Source organism: Tenacibaculum sp. A30, from assembly GCF_051200845.1.
Taxonomy (GTDB): domain Bacteria; phylum Bacteroidota; class Bacteroidia; order Flavobacteriales; family Flavobacteriaceae; genus Polaribacter.
On record NZ_CP195160.1, the window covers coordinates 1,244,456 to 1,264,482 of the forward strand.

The 20,027-nt window shown below is 34.1% G+C and carries 19 protein-coding genes; 6 read left to right on the forward strand and 13 right to left on the reverse strand.

The features are described 5' to 3' along the window. The first annotated feature begins 5 nt into the window (after positions 1-5). Together ACR9ES_RS05935 and ACR9ES_RS05940 are read left to right on the forward strand one after the other, a co-directional pair. On the forward strand, positions 6-287 hold the full coding sequence (locus tag ACR9ES_RS05935) for a GIY-YIG nuclease family protein (RefSeq protein ID WP_435255461.1): 282 nt from the start codon (positions 6-8) through the stop codon (positions 285-287). Between the two features lie 101 nt (positions 288-388). Continuing rightward, the gene (locus ACR9ES_RS05940) at positions 389-670 is read left to right on the forward strand and encodes a GIY-YIG nuclease family protein (protein WP_435255462.1); all 282 of its coding nucleotides are present in this window, start codon (positions 389-391) and stop codon (positions 668-670) included. 139 nt (positions 671-809) lie between these two features. Here the strand turns inward: ACR9ES_RS05940 and ACR9ES_RS05945 are convergent, their stop codons facing one another. After that, a complete protein-coding gene (locus ACR9ES_RS05945; protein WP_435255463.1) occupies positions 810-1,787 on the reverse strand; it encodes an endonuclease/exonuclease/phosphatase family protein in 978 nt (325 codons plus the stop codon). Between the two features lie 103 nt (positions 1,788-1,890). Between ACR9ES_RS05945 and ACR9ES_RS05950 the strand changes: the two genes are divergently transcribed. After that, positions 1,891-2,355, forward strand: coding sequence for a Spy/CpxP family protein refolding chaperone (locus ACR9ES_RS05950; RefSeq protein ID WP_435255464.1), 465 nt, complete (start codon positions 1,891-1,893; stop codon positions 2,353-2,355). Between the two features lie 74 nt (positions 2,356-2,429). Here ACR9ES_RS05950 and ACR9ES_RS05955 read toward each other — a convergent pair whose 3' ends face one another. From ACR9ES_RS05955 to ACR9ES_RS05970, 4 genes are read right to left on the reverse strand one after another with little or no spacing between them, the layout of a single operon-like run. After that, the gene (locus ACR9ES_RS05955) at positions 2,430-2,948 is read right to left on the reverse strand and encodes a gamma carbonic anhydrase family protein (RefSeq protein WP_435255465.1); all 519 of its coding nucleotides are present in this window, start codon (positions 2,946-2,948) and stop codon (positions 2,430-2,432) included. An 18-nt stretch (positions 2,949-2,966) separates the two neighbouring features. Further along, on the reverse strand, positions 2,967-3,761 hold the full coding sequence (locus ACR9ES_RS05960; protein ID WP_435255466.1) for a glucosaminidase domain-containing protein: 795 nt from the start codon (positions 3,759-3,761) through the stop codon (positions 2,967-2,969). Beyond that, a complete protein-coding gene (locus tag ACR9ES_RS05965; RefSeq protein ID WP_435255467.1) occupies positions 3,761-4,702 on the reverse strand; it encodes a 1-aminocyclopropane-1-carboxylate deaminase/D-cysteine desulfhydrase in 942 nt (313 codons plus the stop codon). Before ACR9ES_RS05965 ends, ACR9ES_RS05960 begins: the two co-directional genes overlap by 1 nt. Positions 4,703-4,734: 32 nt before the next feature. Beyond that, entirely contained in the window at positions 4,735-5,574 is an 840-nt protein-coding gene (locus ACR9ES_RS05970; RefSeq protein ID WP_435255468.1) for a winged helix-turn-helix domain-containing protein, read from the reverse strand. Positions 5,575-6,166: 592 nt separating this feature from the next. Here ACR9ES_RS05970 and ACR9ES_RS05975 point away from each other — a divergent pair. After that, positions 6,167-7,069 carry a hypothetical protein gene (locus tag ACR9ES_RS05975; protein ID WP_435255469.1) on the forward strand — a complete coding sequence of 301 codons (903 nt, stop codon included), beginning with the start codon at positions 6,167-6,169 and terminating at the stop codon, positions 7,067-7,069. Between the two features lie 160 nt (positions 7,070-7,229). Continuing rightward, entirely contained in the window at positions 7,230-8,033 is an 804-nt protein-coding gene (locus ACR9ES_RS05980) for an SDR family oxidoreductase (RefSeq protein ID WP_435255470.1), read from the forward strand. Between the two features lie 2 nt (positions 8,034-8,035). On the opposite strand, the gene ACR9ES_RS05985 is transcribed toward ACR9ES_RS05980, so the two are convergent. After that, positions 8,036-9,952 carry an ABC-F family ATP-binding cassette domain-containing protein gene (locus tag ACR9ES_RS05985; RefSeq protein WP_435255471.1) on the reverse strand — a complete coding sequence of 639 codons (1,917 nt, stop codon included), beginning with the start codon at positions 9,950-9,952 and terminating at the stop codon, positions 8,036-8,038. Positions 9,953-10,176: 224 nt separating this feature from the next. Between ACR9ES_RS05985 and ACR9ES_RS05990 the strand changes: the two genes are divergently transcribed. After that, on the forward strand, positions 10,177-10,467 hold the full coding sequence (locus ACR9ES_RS05990; RefSeq protein ID WP_366936884.1) for a DUF983 domain-containing protein: 291 nt from the start codon (positions 10,177-10,179) through the stop codon (positions 10,465-10,467). Positions 10,468-10,551: 84 nt separating this feature from the next. Here ACR9ES_RS05990 and ACR9ES_RS05995 read toward each other — a convergent pair whose 3' ends face one another. From ACR9ES_RS05995 to topA, 7 genes are all read right to left on the reverse strand, one after another. After that, positions 10,552-11,601, reverse strand: a complete 1,050-nt coding sequence (locus ACR9ES_RS05995) for an NAD(P)/FAD-dependent oxidoreductase (protein WP_435255472.1) — start codon at positions 11,599-11,601, stop codon at positions 10,552-10,554. A 75-nt stretch (positions 11,602-11,676) separates the two neighbouring features. Then, on the reverse strand, positions 11,677-12,537 hold the full coding sequence (gene gldN / locus ACR9ES_RS06000; protein ID WP_274634073.1) for a gliding motility protein GldN: 861 nt from the start codon (positions 12,535-12,537) through the stop codon (positions 11,677-11,679). Positions 12,538-12,556: 19 nt separating this feature from the next. Beyond that, entirely contained in the window at positions 12,557-14,092 is a 1,536-nt protein-coding gene (gene gldM / locus ACR9ES_RS06005) for a gliding motility protein GldM (protein ID WP_435255473.1), read from the reverse strand. Positions 14,093-14,135: 43 nt separating this feature from the next. Further along, positions 14,136-14,774: a gliding motility protein GldL gene (gldL, locus tag ACR9ES_RS06010; RefSeq protein WP_435255474.1), complete on the reverse strand. Its 639-nt coding sequence runs from the start codon at positions 14,772-14,774 to the stop codon at positions 14,136-14,138. A 50-nt stretch (positions 14,775-14,824) separates the two neighbouring features. Beyond that, positions 14,825-16,201, reverse strand: a complete 1,377-nt coding sequence (gene gldK, locus ACR9ES_RS06015; RefSeq protein ID WP_274634071.1) for a gliding motility lipoprotein GldK — start codon at positions 16,199-16,201, stop codon at positions 14,825-14,827. 97 nt (positions 16,202-16,298) lie between these two features. Next, the gene (locus ACR9ES_RS06020; RefSeq protein ID WP_435255475.1) at positions 16,299-17,459 is read right to left on the reverse strand and encodes a formimidoylglutamase; all 1,161 of its coding nucleotides are present in this window, start codon (positions 17,457-17,459) and stop codon (positions 16,299-16,301) included. A 57-nt stretch (positions 17,460-17,516) separates the two neighbouring features. Further along, on the reverse strand, positions 17,517-20,003 hold the full coding sequence (gene topA / locus ACR9ES_RS06025; protein ID WP_435255476.1) for a type I DNA topoisomerase: 2,487 nt from the start codon (positions 20,001-20,003) through the stop codon (positions 17,517-17,519). Positions 20,004-20,027: the final 24 nt, after the last annotated feature.

A 20,027-nucleotide genomic window follows, 5' to 3' on the forward strand; every position in this document is an offset into this window, starting at 1 on the left:
GGTTTATGCATTTTTTATACATATTACATAGCCAAACTATTAATAGATATTACGTAGGTGAAAGTATAAATCCTGAAAACAGATTACTACAACACAATACACATCATTATAAATCTAACTACACCAAAGCTACTAGTTACTGGAAAATTATTTTAACTCACTCTTGTCAAAACAAACAAGATGCGCTTTATTTAGAACGATTTATTAAAAGAATGAAAAGCAAAAAGTTTATAGAAAAGATTATTGCTAACCCTTCCATCTTAAACGACATCTTATTAAGAAAGTAATCCCCTGGTTCCCCCGACGCTTCGGGGCTGGAGGCACCACCACAAATCCCGACTTTTCGGGACTAACAAATTTGTTCGGTTTTTTTAGTTAACTTCGGTTTATGCATTTTCTATACATATTACATAGCCAAACTATTAATAGATATTACATAGGTGAAAGTATAAATCCTGAAAACAGATTACTACAACACAATACACATCATTATAAATCTAACTACACCAAAGCTACTAGTTACTGGAAAATTATTTTAACTCACTCTTGTCAAAACAAACAAGATGCGCTTTATTTAGAACGATTTATTAAAAGAATGAAAAGCAAAAAGTTTATAGAAAAGATTATTGCTAACCCTTCCATCTTAAACGACATCTTATTAAGAAAGTAATCCCCTGGTTCCCCCGACGCTTCGGGGCTGGAGGCACCACCACAAATCCCGACTTTTCGGGACGAACAAATTTGTTTGCCCCGAGGTGTCGGGGTTTTAGTTTTAAGCTAAAAAACAACTCGATAAAGTTGTTTTTTATTTATTTCAATTTGAACCTCATCTCTATTGGATAATGGTCAGATGCTTCTCCAAATTCATTTAATACTTTCCCTTCAATATATTCTATCGAATTTTCTGTGTAAAAAATATAATCGATACGTTCTACGGGATCTTTAGTATCAAATGTATTTTCAGGATTCTCAAAAGAAAATGCCGCATTTCCTATACCTTCCATCGAAAACATTTTTTGAATAATAGCTTCGCTATCTCTTGCTTTTGAGTTAAAATCACCCAATAAAATAGTCGGATACGCTGTTTTATAACTATTGAAAAGATTCAACACATATTCAAACTGACGTACTCGCGTTGCTTTGTCAAATGCTTCTAAATGTAAGTTTATCACCACAACTTCTTTTCCTTCTATAACCACTTTAACCACCTGCACCAACCTATCTAAATACAGCGCATCTCTATAAAACGGATTATCTGCCACACGCTCTAACACAATTCGTTGGTAATCCTTCAATTCGTACTTACTTAAAATGGATTGTCCCGACACAATTTTACCAAAGTGCATGCTTGGTGGCCAATTAGGAAAAGGAACGTAATGTTCATCCCAATTTATACCTCTTGCCACATAGTTATATCCTAATTTAGCGATCTCTTCTTCCTGATTTACTTCATACGATCTCGCTGCGTTGTAATCAATTTCTTGAAAAGCCAATATATCTGGATTTACTTTTTTAATTTCAGCAAGTACCTTTTTCATATTAGAATCGAATAATTCCTTAGGTTTTGCGATTGCTCGGTTATTTGTCATTCCGCTTAAATATCCAATATTGTATGTTACTATACTGTAAACAGAATCAGTATCTAAAGTGGCATCATACTCGTGTGTAATTATTTTTGCGTATTCAGCTTCATCCATGGTTGGTGAAGACGCCCAAAAAAAGAAGATTGCAAACGCTGCTATAACCACCAATAAAAATCTTACAGCAATTCTGAAAATTGACTTCATAAAAAACTAAAAAAAAGTTAAAAATACTTTCAAATTTAAACTTTTTTAATCTCGCTTGGTCTTAGAATCGTAAATAATTACAAAACCTTAAATTTTTATAAACATGAAAAAATTATTGACAGTATTGGTTTTAGCGGTTGGATTTACCGTTACTACTCAAGCACAAAAAGGAGATAAAGGTAAACGTGAGCAATTAACGGTAGAGCAACAAACAGAGTTAGAAGTTAAAAAAATGACGTTGAAGTTGGATTTAACTGAAGCGCAACAAAACCAAATTAAACCTTTAATAGCTAAAAAAGTAGCTGAAAGAAAAGAGATGTGGGCTAAGAGAAAAGCGATGAAAGAGAGCGACAGTAAGCCTACTTCGGAAGAGCGTTATGCAATGAAAACCAAAATGCTAGACAAGCAAATTGCATACAAAACTGAAATGAAACGCATTTTAAACGAGCAACAATACGAACGCTTTGAAAAAATGGCTGCAAGAAAAATGAACAGACACAAAAAGAAAGGTGACCGCAAAATGCATGAAAAAAGAAAGCATCAAAAAGAAAATAAAGACGATAAGTAATATCGATTTATAGTAGATTAGTTTTGATTGAAAAAGCCCTGTTTTAGTTTTAAAACAGGGCTTTTACTTTTCATTTATTCTTCTTTAAACCAACTTGAATATTTCACATAATTGTTGGCTATTCTATCAATCTCTCCGGAAATTAGCTCTTGAGAAATATCTTTTACTTTTTTAGCTGGAACTCCTGCATATACACTTCCGCTTTCAATATGTGTATTTTTAGTTACCACAGCGCCTGCAGCAATGATAGAATTCGATTCTACCACACAATCATCCATAATAATACTTCCCATACCTACTAACACATTATCGTGAATTGTACATCCATGCACCAAAGCATTATGACCAATAGACACATTATTTCCGATAGTTGTTGGTGATTTTTGATAGGTAGCATGTATAACTGCCCCATCCTGTACATTCACTTTATCTCCCATTTTTATATAATGTACATCTCCTCGAATTACAGCATTAAACCATACACTACATTCTTTTCCCATTTGTACATCTCCAACAATGGTAGCATTTTCCGCTACGTAACAATCTTTTGGTATTTGCGGATGTTTTCCGTTTACAGGCTTTATAATTGGCATATATAATCTATTGCTTTTTTATTTTACAAGTAAGTCTTGACCAATACTAATGTTGTTATCCGTCAATCCATTTACTTCTTTTAATCGTTGTACCGAAATATTATACCTTCTCGATATAGAATACAACGTATCTCCTTTTTGCACTTTATGAGACTCTTCTTTGTAACTTTGTATTTTAGCGGCTAACGATCCGTCAGGTTTTACCCTATCGTATTGAGATAAATCGTATTTATTAATGATAGAAATTAACTTTTGCGGATATCGTTTATCCGTTGCATACCCAGCTTTTTTCAAACCATACGCCCAACCTTTATAATCGGTATGTCTTAGTTTAAATAAACTTGCGTAACGGCTACGCGTTAACAAAAACTGAGAATGGTCTTCGTACGATGTTTCTGGATATTTGTATTTTCTAAAACATTCTCCTTTTTCATCATCATCATGAGTTACACTATGTCCTTGCCAACCTCTATGACACTTAATTCCAAAATGATTGTTAGAACGAAGCGCTAATGCACTTCTACCACTTCCTGACTCTAACACTCCTTGTGCCAAGGTAATACTTGCAGGAATTCCGTGCTCGTGCATTTTCTTTACCGCAATTGGTGCAAACTTTTGAATATAGGTTTCGGTATGATTTACAGTTGTTGTTGCTGGACGCTTCACTTGCTCTAATTGTGGCAACTCTGGAGCTTTTTCTTCTTTAGTATCCAATACAACCTCATTAGGTGTAGACCTTACCACATTTTTACCTGAACCACAACTTGCCAATATCACAGCACATGCTGCTAATAAAACTACTTTTATCTTCATTAAACCTTTATTAACTCTTGATTTTTATTCTTTAATTTTTGATTTACTCCGTCAATTCCTTGCAAACCTCCTGTATGAATTGCTAAAATTTTGCTGTTTACAGGAAACATATCTTTCGAAACCAAATCGATAATTCCGTATAACAACTTTCCTGTATAAATCGGATCTAACGGAATATTGGTTTGCTCTTTAAACTCATTTATAAAACGAATTAATTCCGGAGTATATTTTCCGTACCCTCCAAAATGATAGTCGGTTTGTAAATTCCAATTTGTATTTCCTTTCACATAAGGTTGTATTTCATCTGCTAAAAAATCACCTTTTAAGGCAGGAAAACCAATCACTTCCTGATGTTCTTTAGCTGAATTTATCAATCCAGAAATGGTTCCTCCAGTACCTACCGCACAACAAATATAATCGAATTTTTCATCTTCATTTGTTAAAATCTCCTCGCAGCCCTGTACCGCTAACGCATTGGTTCCTCCTTCTGGAACCAAGTAAAAATCACCAAATTCTTTTTTTAAATGTTTGATAAATACTTCGGAAGTTTTATTTCGATAAACTTCTCTAGAAACAAATTGGAATTGCATCCCATTATCGAACGCATTTTTTAAGGTTTTGTTTTGAGCAAGAGTCTTCTCTATATCTTTCCCTAATTCATCTCCTCGAATAATTCCTATGGTTTTGAATCCAGCTATTTTTCCTGCAGCAGCAGTCGCTGCAATATGATTTGAAAAAGCGCCTCCGAAAGTCAACAGGGTTTCTTTTCCTTGTCGCTTTGCTTCTTCAATATTGTACTTTAGTTTTCTGAATTTGTTCCCTGAAACAAATGGATGAATGGTATCTTCTCTCTTTACAAACAGCTCAATTCCTTTGTTTGCTAAAACGGGCAATTGAATTTGCTGATTTATGGGAGTAGGTATGTTGAGTTGAAAAAGCATTCCAAAAAAATTAACACCACAAAAATACAGGTTTAATCTATTTCTAGCTTATATCCTACCCCGTGAATGTTAGTTATTTTTATAGAAGCATCGTCTTTTAACTTTTTACGAAGTTTTGAAATATAGGTATCTAAACTTCTACCTACCACAACACCATTTTCTTCCCAAACTTTTTTCATCAATTCCTCTCTTTTAATCACTTCGTTGGGTCTGTCAATAAAAATGGTTAACAACTCGCACTCTTTATTAGATAACGGAATTTCTTCCGCTTCTTTAATCAACTTGTTTTGTTCAGGATAAAATGTAAACCTTCCTAAACTTAGCGAATTGTTCGAAGCTGTGTCGGTTATTGTTTTTCTTTTCTTTTTTTGATACACACCAAAACCCAAAACCGAAATTAAGAGTAGAAATCCGTAAAAGAAATATTGATTCTTATTTTCCTTTTTAAGAAACTGGACATCTATAAAATAGCAACTGGTAGGTAACACTCTTCCCTTACAAGGTACAATGGCATTTTCTTCACTCTGCATCATTTCGTAACTGTAGGCTACTTCCTCATTCAAACATTCTTTCACCTCAATACGGTAGTTGGATGGTAATTCTGATTGAGAAAAACTTCTTTTTACAATCGCTACCAAACTATCAGGTGATACTTGCAAATTACTTTGAAAGGTTAATTGATATTTATGTTTGTTTAGTTCTTTTATAGGCAACACCAATGAAGTAGAATCTTGGTTGGTTAACAACAATTGATGCCCCACATTTCGCAATGAAACTCTTACTTTTTCAGCAAACTCATTATTGGTTTTACAAGAAATAAGTTGTACTGAAATTAAAAATATACCTATATAAAAAATAGCTCTCTTACTCATACAACTTACAAATAACACATTTTTTCTCTTCTTTTTAAGAGAATTGACATTTCTTTTACACTTTTTTGACATTTTTTTACCCTCGTCTTTCCGACCAGAACAAAAACACTCACTGTCTTTCCGACCAGAGGGAAGAATCTCATTAATAGAAGTGACTCACAATCTTAAGATTTCTCAGTCGCTCATAAAATCGCTTATTCGAAATGACAAATAAAAACGTTATTACGAAGGAGGAACGACTGAAGTAAGCTATTTATCTCGAACTACCAACACAAAAATTGCTTCTTTACCACTCGCAATGACTCCTTTCGTCATTTCGAACTGAAGTGTAACGGAAGTGAGAAATCTTATTAAAAGGAGTAACTCATAATTTTGAGATTTCTTCCTTCGCTCGAAATGACATTATTTTACTATATTGAAACTCGAAAATTGAATTGAAATAAAATTGCTAAAATCTCCTCTTATCACATTATAGTACAGGGATAACAAAACTTTTATTTCTTATATAACAAGTTAGCATATATTACGGAAATCCACAATAAACATTAAAATTTTCGTAATAGATTTACAATTATTACAAACCATCAACAGAATGAAAAGAAATTTACTCGCACTTACTTTTGGAACATTATTACTGTTCAGTTGTTCAGACGGAGAAACCAAAAAGCAGTTATCGGAATTAAAAACTGAACTGGAACAGACAAAAACGGAATTGAAAAACTGTTCGACTGAATTGACTGAAATAAAGAATACAGCAGAAAACAGATTTATTAGAGCAAAAAAACTTCTTTCAGAAAATAATCTGTCTGAAGCAAAAACTGAATTTCAAGGAATTGTAGATAATTATAAAGGAACTAATGATGCAACAATTGCTTCAAAAGAAATAGCGAAAATCGATAGAACAATTGAACAAAAGAAAATTGAGGCGGAAAGAAAAAAAGCACTTGGATATAAAGTTTTAAAACCTACTACAAGAGTAGAATATGGAGATTTGTCGTTGAGATTTGACAAAATCTGGAAAGGAAAACGCTGGTCATTTGACGATTATGGAAGTCAATATTTTTTGAGAGACGCACAAAGAGGAAACAGTCATATTATGACAAGAGTTTCAGTAACGTCCGAAAATAATAATCCTTCTTTACCACCAATTTTAGTTTATCAAATGGACAATGGAGAATTGAAACTTTTAGGAACACTTGGATATAAATTTAGGAGATGGAAAGATTATGGTTCCTATCTTGGAAATTATGCTGATTATGGCAATGATTTTGCTCATTCAAAAACAATTCCTTTCAATTGTGGTGTAGAACTATCTAATGATGATTTGAAAAGCGGAAAAATTTATGTAGTTCTAAAAAAGCAAGGTTGTTTTAATCGAACAAAAGTAGATTATGGAAATCCTGAAATCGCTTACCGAGAAAGTTCTTGTAATCCGAAACGAATTTTAAAAGTCGAGGATTTTGACAATGATTATGTACTACTTAAAAAACTATAAAAAATAACGTATGCTAACTTAAGATGTATAACCGCAATTACGGCGGATTCGACTACATCCGAACCCACTCGAAATTGCTAACGTCAATACTAAACCGAAAGCTAAAGTATAACAACACGTAACTACCTTTATAACAAGTTATTACAATTAAAACAAAAATATGTACTTAAAAGATAAAACAGTTTTAATTACTGGAGGAGCTTCTGGAATTGGTAAAATAATGGTTCGTTTACTATTAGAACGAAAAGCCAAAGTTATTATCTGGGATATTAACCAAGGAAATATTGATAAAACCATAGCTGAGTTTTCTAACCTAGGAGAACTATTTACGTATACCGTTGATATTTCAAACCTTGAACAAATTCAAGACACCACTAAAAAAGTTAAAGCAGAAATTGGTGTTGTTGATGTATTAATCAACAATGCAGGAATTATAGTTGGTAAATATTTTAAAGACCATACGGCACCTGACATTGCTAAAACCATGGAAATTAATGCAAATGCACCAATGTTTATCACACTTGAGTTTCTTAAAGATATGCTGGATCGAAATTCAGGGCATATTTGCAATATTGCTTCGTCTGGCGGACTAGTTTCAAACCCTAAAATGTCGGTGTATGCTGCTAGTAAATGGTCGCTTATCGGTTGGTCGGATAGCTTGCGTTTAGAGATGGAGCAACTGAATAAAAAAGTGAATGTTACCACAATATTGCCTTACTACATCAATACTGGTATGTTTGACGGTGTAAGGTCTAAAATTCCAATTCTTGAACCTGAAGCAACAGCATTAACCATTGTTAAAGCAATTGAGAAGAATAAAAAGTTAATCAGTATTCCTGGTTATATTTACAGATTTACACGTTTTGCTCAAGCGGTAACATCAATTACTATTTTTGATTGGTTTGCAGGAAACGTCTTTGGAATTTATAAAACAATGGAACATTTCTCTGGTCGCAAAAAGTAATATTAAAAACTAGCTACTTGTTCTTCTACTTGCTCCCACTCTTCCATTAACTCGTCTACTTTAGCTTTTTTGGCTTTGTAGTTTTCAAAGAAGTTAGGGCGAGCAGCAACTTCGTCGTAGTTCTGAGCGAGTTCTAAATCTATTTTTTCAATTTCAGCTTCTAAATCCGCTATTTGGTTTTCGATTTTATTGAGCTTGTTTTTTAACTTCTTTAGCTCTTTCTCTTGCTCTTTCGATAATTGATAGGCTTCTTTTTTAGACGTATCTTTTTCGTCTTTTACCACCGTTCTTTTTTCAGCATCACGCAAACTTTCCATTTTGTGTTGCTCTAAGAAGTAATCAATATCTCCTAAATATTCTTTTATTTCTCGGTCTTTAAATCCGTAAACTGTTGTAGTTAACCCTTGCAAGAAATCACGATCGTGAGATACTACGATTAGGGTTCCGTCAAAGTTCTGTAAAGCTTTTTTCAGTACGTTTTTAGAAGCAATATCTAAGTGGTTGGTAGGCTCATCCATTATCAACACATTGAATGGTGATAATAATAACTTACACAAGGCCAAACGGTTTCGCTCCCCTCCTGACAGTACTTTTGCTTTTTTATCTACTGCTTCTCCACCAAATAAAAAGGCTCCTAACATGTCTCTCACCTTTAATCGGTTAGAATCATTGGCAGCATCTTCCATAATTTCCAACACTGTTTTTTCAGGTGGTAATTCTTCGGATTGGTTTTGTGCAAAATAACCTATCTCTACATTATGTCCGAGTTTTAAACTTCCTTCAAACGGAATTTCCCCCACCATCATTTTTGCTAAAGTAGATTTTCCTTGTCCATTTTGACCTACAAAAGCTATTCTGCTATTACGCTCGATGAGTAAGTCAACATCTTTCAACACCTCTTTTTCTCCGTAGTTCTTGGTTAAGTTTTCAGCCTCTACAATAATTTTACCTGGTTCTTTTGAAATTTCAAAACGAACATTCATCACAGCATTATCATCCTGATCGACCTCTATACGCTCTACTTTCTCCAGCTTTTTAATCAGCGATTGCGCCATGGAAGCTTTACTAGCTTTTGCACGGAATTTTTCAATCAACTTTTCGGTATGTTCTATTTCCTTTTGTTGATTTTTCTGTGTTTGCAACTGCTTTTCTTTGATCTCAGCACGTAGTTTTAAAAACTCAGAATACGGTTTTTTGTAATCGTAAATCTGACCTAACGAAATTTCTATGGTACGATTAGTTACGTTATCTAAGAACATCTTATCGTGCGACACCAATACGATAGCCCCTGCATAGTTCTTCAAAAAGTTTTCTAACCAAATAATCGACTCGATATCTAAGTGGTTGGTAGGCTCATCGAGTAATAAAATATCATTATTCTGAAGAAGAAGTTTTGCGAGTTCGATACGCATACGCCAACCTCCAGAGAAAGTATCGGTCAACTTATCAAAATCTTCACGTTGAAATCCTAATCCTTGTAAAATCTTTTCAGTTTCTCCTTGGTAGTTATATCCACCAAGTAGCTCATAACGTTCTGTTTTCTCGTTTAAATCAACAATTAATTGATTATACGCTTCACTTTCGTAATCAGTTCTTTCCGCTAATTGACGGTTGATTTCATCAAGTTCTAGTTCAATTTCTTTAATTTCAGTAAATGCTTGGTAGGCTTCTTCTAAAATGGTTCTTCCATAATCAAAATCAATATCCTGACGTAAAAACCCGATACGAACCTCTTTATCAAATGCCAACGTACCACCACTACTTTCAATATCTTTTGCCAAAACTTTAAGTAACGTAGATTTACCTGCTCCGTTTTTTCCAATCAATCCAATACGATCTCCTTTAATTAATTTAAAGGTGATTCCAGAAAACAAATCTGTTCCCATAAAGGAAACTGATAAATCGTGTACGTTTAACATAATTTTAGCAAATTACCAAGGTTTTGTAACTGTGGTTACAAAATACTGTTTTATTTTTGTTGAAATTTGTGCAAACTTACAAAAAGCAAATAGTTAATCGAACTTAATATCTATAAGAAATGTTTGGAAAAGGAAGTAAATTATACAGTATTTTCAAAAGCAAATGTCCTCGTTGTCATGAAGGTGATTTTTTCAAGTACAAGCTAAATTTCAACCCAAAAAAAATGACTACGTTACACGAAAATTGCCCTAAATGTAACTTTAAATACATGATGGAACCTTCTTTCTTTTTTGGCGCCATGTATGTTAATTACGCATTGGCAGTGGCACTTTTTGTTGCTATTTTTATTATAGCAAAGGTATTTATCGGATTGTCTATTTTACATAGTTTTATTGCTATTGTAATTGTTTCTTTAATCTTAACTCCAGTTACTATTCGTCTTTCAAGAATTATCTGGATTAACCTTTTCGTGAGTTACAAAAAAGACGCTAAAGAATTACAATCAGAAAAGTAGTTTTTAAAATACAATCATATCAAAACAAAATAGCTTCCTATAATCAGGAAGCTATTTTTGTTTGTGAACGTTTTTAGATTCACATTATTCAAATCTTTTAATATCAATCTCGCTATCTAATTTTTTACCATTTTCAAGGTGATTAAACAAGTTTTCAGCAACAGTTGGCGCTACCATAACTCCACGTGTGCCTAAGCCGTTTAAAACCGCTAATTGAGCGTATTTAGGGTGAACGCCTACTAAAGGTCTTCTATCTTTTACCGTAGGACGTATTCCTGCTGATTGCTCTATCACTGTATAAGGCACGGAAATAATTTTCTGAAGCTTATCTTCCAACTCTTTTCTCCCTTCTTCTGTTGGAATAGAGGTTTTATCTGTCCAATTAAACGTTGCTCCAACTTTATAGTTATCATTTCCTAAAGGCATTACAAAAACACTTCCTTTTAACAGAAAGTCAATTTGCAACTCAGGAGCGTGAATAGTTATTGTTTCTCCCTTTGTTCCATTAAGTGGTAAGTAATTAAAAAATGGATTCTTTTTCAATCCAAAACCTTCACTAAACACCACTCGTTTTGCAATGGTATCTTGGTATTGAACTTCAACATTATCTTCAATCATTAATTTTGAATAATCAAAAGCTTCTTCAACAAGATTCCCTAAAGAATTGATATATTCTTTATAGGCAGTAACCAGTAATGGTGTATCTATTCTTCCTGTACCTGTTAACTCTCCAAATCCATAATCGCCAATTACTCCTTTAATTTTTTCTTTTTGAATCGTAGGATTCATATAGTGAGTTAACATCGGCTTGTCTGAAGCTATAAACCAATTGTTCTCATCCCCCACACTTGTAAACACCTTCTTTGTCGTCAAACTATAATCTAACGTTATGTTTAATTTTTTTTCTAATTTTTTATAAAAAGGAAGTGCTTTTTGCAACTGTTCGTGACCGTTCCAAACAGGTGTAAATCGTTTTAAAATTACAGGATTGTATACACCACCTGCTACTACAGATGATACTTGTGAGTTGTTCTCAAAAACTACAAAACTCTTGTTGTTTTCTATAAGCTTTTCTACTAACGCTATTCCTGACAGTCCTAACCCAACAACTATATAATCTACCTTTCTAATCATACCCCAAAAATACTATTATTACAACAAAAAAGAGCTTGCAATGCAAGCTCTTTTTTAATTATGTGTAGCAGAATTCTAGTAATTCCACATATCCATTTCACGATCACGAATACCTTCTTTAATTCTATTCGCTTCTAATAATTGGAATAATGAGTTTCCACGGATATAGTCAGAAATAGCTCTGTCTCCATAAATGTTTTCTTCCTTTAGAATTGTAGAATTAAAACGTCTTGCGTTTAACAAGTTATCGTAAGACAAGGGTTGCGCTGAGTTTTCAGGGTTGAATACTTTAGAATTGTGTAAGGTTTCTCTTGCATCTGGAAAATATACCCAGAACAATTCGTACACATTTTCTTTATCGTCAATTTCTTCAACTCCCATTACTTGTACGTCTGGTCCCATAGGGGCTAACGCTAATAAACGATACTTTAACTCACCTTGACGCTTATCAAAATACCATAGACCTTTTAACATATATCCTTTGATATCTTGAGATTGTACATAGTAAGGATCAACATAATCACCATTTTGGCGCTCGTTATAAGTCATTACTTTAACTTCCTCCATCCCTATTTTAGTAGTGAAATAAGAGTCGTTATAAACTTCTGTAATTTCACCATTTTTAATTCCTTTTAATAGGGTATCAAATAACGAACGTCTTGTTAATCCGGCATTCATAGTATCAATTGGGTAATAATAAGGGAGATTTATTTTTTGATTTAAATCTACATATTCCCACACCACTTTAGACCATAACACATCTCTATCACTAATATAGCCATAAGGAAGTGGTTTGTCATCTTCTGAAGCGATTTGTGCCTCAGATTTAAATCCAATTTCATCTACCTTTTTAGCATTTAAAAGGTTAGCTTGTGCACTTGCATAACTTGTTGCTGCAAATGCGAATAAAACCATATAAAAACGCTTCCAATTCATACTTTCTTGTTTTTACTTATTAATTTGTAATTTCTATAGCAACAGGTAATACTTTTTTGATGCTATAATTAGAGCCAGAAACCGATGCTTTAATATCAAAAATAGTAATTACATCATTTCTTCTAGCTTTTGATAACGCTGCTTTTGCTCTAGGGTTTAATCTAGTTCCGTTAACTGGAATAGCTACTTGACCAGGAACTTTAATTTTAAAACTAGATACGTTTAATTTTAAATCGAATAAGAAGTCTGGTAAACCAGCTGCAATACTAACATTTCCTAAACTTGCCTTTGGCATTTTTACTGTACCGTATTGTCCTCTTACCATACCTACTGCTGGTGGTATGTCTTTAATTCTAAATTTCTTTACAGAACGTACTCCTTTATCTGATCCTGCTGGTGTACCAGTTACAACGATATTTACTTCGCTTCCTTTACCAGGATACATTGCATATTTATCTCCACTTACTCTTTTTAAACCTGGAGCTGATGCACTAATTTTATTACTTGGTACTCCTGGAATAGAAATAGTTAATGGGTTAGATAAACCACGATATACTACATTCATCTTATCTGCCGAAACTAATGCTTCGTTTGGTCTTGGAATTACAGCATATGCTCCTTTGATGTCTATCTTAACAATAGAATCTCCTTCTTTAAACTGGAACTCTCCTTTTAATTCTTTGTCTCCTACGTTTCCTGCTGGACCGTCTAAGATAACTTGACCTGCTTGAATTTTATCTTTCTCAATTTCTTCACCATTAACGATAACTTTCTCAGCTGTTAAATTAGGATCTTTTTTTCCTAAAACAATCTTACCTGATAAGTTTTCTCCTGGATAGTATGCGCTCTTGTCGAAAACAACCATAGCCTCATACTTTGTCATAGAAACTGCACTTTGTAACTCTCCTTGTAATAACGCTGTTAACGCATCAGATTCTGTAGCTTTAATATCCGCTTGAATTTGAGTTAACTTTGTTAAAGAAGCAATTAAAGGGAAACCTTCATAGTTATACTTTAACCAATCGATTTTGTCTCCATCTTTATTAGTTACTTTCTCTGTACTGAAACGAGCCGCTATTACATCTGCAACCTCTGTTCCTTCTAAAGCTGTCATTGCTTGGTTTCTAAACCCTTCTATTTTAGCTACAAATTCTTTACCTGCTTCAGTTACTTTTCCGCCTTTAAAGAATAATTCGTCTAAAAACTTAGACTTATCCATAGTTTCATATGCTGTTTTATCTTCTAAATCACCTGTCATTCGGCTCTTTAAATCTCCAACATATGCATATAATTCATCCGCAGCTACTTTTAGCTTATCTGTTTTTTCTTTAGCCTCTCCATACTGCTTTGCTTGTTCAGCAGCTTTTTGAGCTAAAGTTTCATAAGCCGTTTTGTTTTTTTCTGTTGACTTTATGTTTGCTTCGGTTAATTTTTCATTCATTAATCCAAAGGCTGATAATACCTCTTTACTCATGTTCATTGCTAACATTGCAATAAACACTAAGTACATAAGGTTAATCATCTTCTGCCTTGGTGATAGTTTTCCTCCTGCCATATTAATTAGTTTGTTTAGTTAATTATTTAGATAAACTAATTAATTACTTGTTAGACATTGCAGATAACATTCCACCGTAAACTCCATTTAACGAAGATAAGTTCGTTGCTAAAGATTGCATTTGCTCTTGTAAACGTTGAGAGTTTTCAACCATTGCAGAGTTTAAATCAGCTTGCTTACTAGCATTCTCTACTTGAGTTTGGTATAAACTGTTTAAAGATTCCATTTGAGCTGCTGCTCTAGACATTTGCTCATTATAGCTGTTTGTAGCTGAAATTGATTGAGAAGCAGATGCTAAAGGCTCTACCGCTCCTTGGAAACTTTTAATGCTATCTCCTAAACGAGATACTAATTGTGCGTCTAATTTAGCTTCACTTAAGATATTGTCTAACTTTTGAGATAACATGCTTTGTGCTTCAGCAGGAGAAGCTTCTTTTGCTTTTTTTCCTGTTGGTTGTCCATCCGCTAATTCTGGATATACTTTAGTCCAATCTAAATCGTCTTCTACTGCTTCGAAAGCTGATAATGCGAAAACTGCTGCTTCCACAATCATACCTATCATTAATACTTCATTTCCAAAAGGCCAGTGTAAAATTTTAAATAATGCTCCAATGATAACTACTGCGGCTCCTAAACCGTAAGCCATATTGAACATCTTCTTAGTTGATTTTGATTGTGCCATAATTTTAATTTTTAAATTTTTGGGGATTAATATTTATTCTTGTTTTCTTCTTAATTACTCTTGTTTGTTCCTAAATAGTCTTGAACAGTTCTAAATCCGATATAACTTCTTGCTGTGTCTGCATATTCCCAATCACGAGAACTTACTTCTAAGAAATAGGCTACATCTTTCCATGAACCTCCACGGATAATTTTTCTTCTGTTTTCTTTGATTTCTACGTTCGGGTTCATTGTAGACCCCATGTAGTAAGACATTTGGTTGTACGCTGTATTTGTCCATTCAGAAACGTTACCTGCCATGTTGAATAATCCATATTCATTTGGATTGTATGACATTGCTTCTACTGTATATAAAGCTCCATCTGCTGCATAGTCTCCACGTACTGGCTTAAAGTTTGCTAAGAAACATCCTCTATCACTTGTAGTACTTGGTCCACCCCAAGGATATTTAGCATAGTCTAAACCTCCACGAGCTGCATATTCCCACTCTGCCTCTGTTGGTAATCTGAACGCTGGTACTAATCCTAACTTTTTTCTTGAACGTTGGAAGTTATTTTTAGTTTGAGTTCTCCAGTTACAAAATGCTTTTGCTTGATTCCAAGTTACACCTACTACTGGGTAGTTTTCGTATGCTTTGTGAGCAAAATACTCTTGGTGCATTGGATCGTTGTATGAATAGTTGAAGTCTTTAATCCAAACTGTGGTATCTGGATATACGTTAATTACTTCATTCTTTAAGAAATCTTTTCTGTTCTTCCCTGTTCTTGCTGCTGCTTCGTTATCAAACCAGTAGTATCTGTAGTTTAACAACTTAGTATTAAAAGTTCTAATTCCGTTTAAAGCCTCATCTTTCTTAATATATAAAGAATCCATTACCTCTACGTAATCAGCATCTGGATATTCAGGAGCTTCCCAAATAATTTCTTCTTCCCAGTTTAATGGTTTTAAAGAATCTAATCCTGCCCCTAACTCGTAGTAGTTTTCACGCATGTACTTTTCGTAAGGAGTTTCATTTACTGTATCTTTTGATGCAAATGCATATAATTGAATACCTTCTGCTCTTCCTGCTCCTTCACCTTCACCAGCTCCCATTGATGCAAATTCTGCTTGGTACGCTAATTTAGTTCTTGTAATAGAATCTCTTACCCAGAATACGAATGCTTTATACTCACTATTTGTAATTTCTGTTTCATCCATGTAAAATGGTTGTACAGTTACCGTTTTAGTTGGCGCATTCATAGCTCCCATAGGATCTTCATCTTGTTTACCCATAGTAAAAGACCCTCCTGGTATTTTAGCCATTCCATACGGTTTTTCGGCAAACCATTTTCTTGTAGACTTTACTCCTACTAACTCTCCTCTATCTCCACTTGAACCACAAGAGTAGATGATAGATACCAATAATGCAAGTAATGCTATTTTTTTCATATTATATCTTTTCTTATAAAAGAGGCGTAAACCTATTATTTTTTTTATTAAAAAACAATTACGAGTTATAATTTTTCACACATTAGGTAACTTTCTTTTAAACAAGCTTTTGCAAAGCCTTGTACCACCTTTCAGGTGTTTTTTGCTGTAATGCGAGTTCATAATCTCGATAGCTACATGGTATTAACGCATGTCTTTTGTGTTTATTATTCGATATTAAATTTATTTCCATCCACCAACGACCACTTTTATCACTTTTATAAAAGTTTATTGGGTCGTCATCGCTTAAAAGCACGGTAAATTTTTGATAACTTTCTTTGGTTGCAAACGGATAATCTTTTGCTCTAGAGTTCATTCCTTCTATAAAATACCAAATTATTTGAGCTATCAATTTTGCTGTTTGACTGTTGGAGTCTAACATAACATTGTACTCGTAAATTCCGAAAGAAGTTACTTTATCACTTATCCCTGCATATCGTGCTATTGCACAAATTTCTTCTCCATAAAATCCGTTTGGCGAAGCATTTTCGTTTGCTGGCGCTTCACTTTGGCGAATACTCCCTATATCTACACTCACCACATCTGCATCTCTCATTATAGGCTCTACTAAAGTAATATCTTTTACTTCTCCTAACCTATAAGCATCGAAATACAATTTATCTAACAAATCTATCTCTTCTTGAGAGTTGAAATAGGTTTGATACCCTATATTACTGAAGTTAAAAAGATTGTTAGGTTCTTCCATAACAATTCTGCTTACATACGATTTTGATGTAAGCTCTTCTTCTAACGAGCCTAAATCGAATCGGCTATCAACCGCTACTAAATTAACTGTTTGTTCTAAAGCATCGTAAGCTCTATAATTCGCATAGGTAATATCTTGCCCACCACCTATGATGATCGGCAAAATATTATTCTTCAGTAAAAATTCTATTGATGATTTAACCGCAAAATAAGTGTCTTCTACGGTATTTCCTTTTTCTATATTTCCTAAATCGGCAATTTGGGTAGTCCATTTACCAGCATACAACTGATAAAAATGTTTACGAATTTGGTCTAAACCATTTCCACATCCTTCATTACCTACGGATCCCCTTCCGTCTTTAACTGCTAAAATAGCTATTGAAACGTCTGTTAAATCTGGAAAACCATTTTCAACAGTATGAAGTTGAACTATCTTACCTAATGCTGAAGGTGCTTGCTCAAGCACGTGAGCAGCCACAGATTCTTCGATAGGTGTAAAGAAGTCGTTATTCATTTATTGGGGGATTTTTAGGGTGCTAATATAGCAAACTATTTTTTATAGAACGCTTCTTTATTTCTTTTTGGTTACTTTCTTCTTTGCGGTTTTCTTTTTTGGAGTTTTTGCCTCTATCATCTTAACTGCCTCTTCTTGCGTTAACTTCTCAATCTCTGTAGTTTTAGGTAATTCAATCTTTATTTTACCTTTAATTACATTAAAACGACCCCAACGTGCTTTTTCAACTCGAATACCAACTTCCTCAAAATTATGAATTAGTTTTTCGCGTTCTTTTTTCTTTTTGTCTTCGATTAACTCTTCTAAATCTGACTGACTTAAATTATCAAAATCGTATTTTTTGTTAACGTTGATAAAAATTGAATTCCACTTGATAAAAGGTCCAAATCGACCAACTCCTTTTTGAATTGGCATTCCTTCGTACTCACCAATAGGAGCATCTGCTTTACGTTTAGCTTCAATTAATTCAATGGCTCTGTCCATATCTACCGACATAGGGTTTTCATCTCTGTCAAGCGACACGTATTTTCCATCGAATTTAATGTAAGGCCCAAATCGACCGTTTGCTACTTCTACTTCCATACCTTCATAATCACCTAAAACTTTTGGCAACTTAAACAAGTCCATTGCTTCTTCGTAAGTGATAGAATTCATGGTTTGATCACCTTGCAAGCTCGCGAAACGTGGTTTCTCTTCGTCGGTAGCTTCACCAATCTGAACCATTGCTCCGTAACGACCTAAACGTACATATACATTTTTACCACTTTCAGGATCTATACCTAACAAACGCTCTCCTTTTGCTCTTTCTGCATTCGCTGCAACATCTTCTACAACAACATGAAAGTTTTTGTAGAAATCTTTAATCATTGCTGTCCAATCCTCATTTCCTTCAGCAATTTCATCAAATTCGTTTTCAACTTTAGCAGTGAAGCCGTAATCTAAAATTGTTTCAAAATTAGCTACTAAGAAATCATTTACAATATTTCCTATATCTGTCGGAACTAATTTTCCTTTATCAGAACCTACTCGTTCTGTTAAAACTTGCTCAGATACTAGTTGATTTGCTAAACTTAGCTGGATATAATTTCTTTCTTTTCCTTCAACAGTTCCTTTTTCAACATACTCTCTTCTTTGAATCGTTGAAATTGTTGGTGCATAGGTTGACGGACGTCCAATACCTAACTCTTCTAACTGTTTTACCAAAGCAGCTTCTGTATATCTTGCTGGCGGACGCGTATAACGCTGTGTTGCAGTAATCAATTCGTTTATCAATGATTCATTTACTTCCATCTTAGGTAACATTCCTGCTTGCTCTTCATCTTCATTATCGGTTCCTTCTAAATACACTTTTAAGAAACCTTCAAAAGTAATTACCTCTCCATTTGCTGTAAACTGCTTCTTGTTTTTTGTATTGTCTATTTTTACAACCGTACGTTCTAACTGTGCTTCGCTCATTTGTGAAGCTAGCGTACGTTTCCAAATTAAACTATATAGCCTATCTTGATCATAATCTACAGAAACCTCGTGACGTGTCATATCTGTAGGACGAATCGCCTCGTGCGCCTCTTGTGCTCCTTTTGTTTTGGTTGAAAAATTACGTGGCTTGCTGTATTCCTCTCCGTAAGAAGCTATAATTTCTTCTTGCGCTGCATTTTTAGCATCATCAGATAAGTTAACGCTATCTGTTCTCATGTAAGTTATCAACCCCGCTTCATATAAACGTTGCGCCATCATCATCGTTTTTGCCACTGGAAAACCTAATTTTCTAGATGCTTCCTGTTGCAATGTTGACGTTGTAAATGGTGGTGCTGGTGATTTCTTTGCTGGTTTTTGTTGTAAATCTGCTACCGAAAACGCTGCATCTGCACAAGAGTTTAAGAATTTTTCTGCTTCTTCTTTGGTTGAAAAGTTCTTAGCTAACTTTGCTTTAAACTTTTTCCCTTCAGCATTTACAAACTCTGCATCTACACGATAAGAAGCCTCTGTTTCAAAACTTTCTATCTCACGTTCGCGCTCTACAATTAAACGTACTGCTACTGACTGAACTCTACCTGCCGATAAACCTGGTTTAACTTTTCTCCATAATACTGGAGATAACTCATAACCTACAATTCTGTCTAATACACGTCGCGCTTGTTGTGCATCTACTAAATTATAATTAATAGTACGTGGATTTTCAATTGCCTTTAAAATTGCTTGCTTCGTAATTGAGTTAAAAACAATACGTTTTGTGTTTTCCTCCTTTAGTTTTAATTGTTCTGCTAAATGCCATGCAATAGCTTCTCCCTCGCGATCCTCATCGGAAGCTAACCAAACAGTTTCTGCTTTCTTTGCTAAATCTTTTAGTTTTTTTACTACTGCTTTTTTATCGGTAGAAACTATATATTTTGGTTTAAAATCTCCTTCAACATTCACCCCTAATTCCTTAGATGGTAAGTCTGCAATGTGTCCAAAACTCGATTCAACCTGAAAATCTTTTCCTAAAAACTTTTCTATTGTTTTTGCCTTAGCAGGTGACTCAACTATTACTAAATTTTTTGCCATACGTCTTTATCTCATTATCACTTT